The sequence below is a fragment of the Candidatus Cloacimonadota bacterium genome (assembly GCA_011372345.1).
GTDB lineage: Bacteria > Cloacimonadota > Cloacimonadia > Cloacimonadales > TCS61 > DRTC01.
Map to the genome: position 1 here is coordinate 1 of DRTC01000520.1, position 1,719 is coordinate 1,719.

At 34.8% G+C, this 1,719-nt stretch carries 1 protein-coding gene; it reads left to right on the plus strand.

Features of this window, described 5'->3' with window-relative positions; all coding sequences use genetic code 11:
• Nucleotides 1-1,376: 1,376 nt before the first annotated feature.
• The coding region (locus tag ENL20_09970; GenBank protein HHE38882.1) for a hypothetical protein at nt 1,377-1,719 on the plus strand (343 nt) is incomplete at its 3' end.

Genomic DNA, 1,719 nt, shown 5'->3' on the forward strand with positions numbered 1-1,719 from the left:
ATCGAATACAACAGCAAAAATTACCTGAAAAAAGCTATTTTGGGAAAATATCGTTTGGCTCTTGGTCAGGGAATTTTGTTTGCTCCCAAACTGGGAATGTCCAAAAGTGCGGAAGCAACGAGTATTCCCGTAAAAAAATATAAACCGATCAAGACCTATACAAGTTCGTATGAAATTTGGGAATTGGAAGGAGCAACAGCACAACTTAAAATCGGGAATTTTGATTTGATCCCATTCTATTCCAGGACATTTTTAAGTGCTAATATCGACACCGTTACTTCTAAAATTACTTCTTTCAATTTGAGCGGACTCAATTATGATGAAGCGGAAAAAGATAATGTCAGGGAAGATATTTTCGGAACTGCTTTGAATTATGATTTGGGGAGAAATCGTTTTGGGGTCAATATTTCCAAACATAAATTCGATAATGATTTTAATGATCCTGAAAAAGCAAATGATTATACGGCAGCGGGTGCGAATTTTTATCTGATATCGGGTAAATATCCTACTTTCGGTGAAATAGCTTATGCTAATGATAAGATAGCTGGATTGATCGGGACAAAATGGGGAGAAGATAAAATTCGTCAACTGCTGCTCTTCCGTTATTATGAGAAGAATTTCTCCACCTTTCACGGAAAACCTTTCTCCGCTCAAAGTGCAAATTTCGATAATGAGATCGGTTTGTATTACGGTATCACGCTTCTTCCCTTCAGGAAAACCAAACTCAATATTTATTTCGATGTCTGGAAATTCCCGGGAACTCGATATCTGGAAAAAATGCCGACAGCAGGCAGTGAGCAATTTATCCAACTGGAAATTCATTACGGGAAGAATGGATTCAGGTTTACTTTGCAGCACAAAAATAAGGAAAAACTTAAAACTCTCGATGAAGTTTCCAAAATAAGGGATTTTAAGAGAACTCTTTTCCGTTTCGATTGGTGGCAACAGGTTTTCCCTGCTTTGCGAATAAAAACCCGCTGCGAACTGGTAACAGAATATTTCCCTGCAGAAGAAGTTTTTTCCGGAGGTATTTTAGCTTATGAACAACTCAAATGGAAAACCGGAAACCTGGAACTTATCACCCAGCTTGCTGTTTATCGTTCAGATACCGAGCCTTATAAGGTTCTGCATTATATGTATGAAAACAATGTGGACGGTATTATGCAGAATTCCATTTTTTCAGGAGATGGGATTTATTCTTATCTGCTTTTGAAATACCAGGTTTTGAAAAGTTCGGAAATACAATTCAAGATTGCGGATAGATGGAATTCCGAAGATAAGATGAAATATTGTTTGCAGGTGGTGAGTAAGTTTTGAAGGGAAAATTAAAATTTTCATTGACAATGTTAACCTATAACTTAACAGAGGTTTTGTGAATGGTATTAAGAAATGCTGTAATATTTAGAAAATTAAATATAGAGAAGAATTATGGTAAAACCATAAATGAAATTTTTTATATTGTAGATGGTAACAAATCAGCAGTCATGGAAAACTTTAGTTCATTAAATGAAGACACAAAGAAGAATATTAAAAGTTTAATCGTCAGGATGGCTCAAAATGATTCTTTTCGATCAAGTTATTTAAAATGGAATATCCATAAATATAATTTTGGGGAAATTCGTCCGATGCCGCACAGATTTTTCTTTTTTCAGAAATGCGGGAATAATATAATATTTTTCGATTATATTTACAAAGATCGTGATTCATTGGATGATAAAA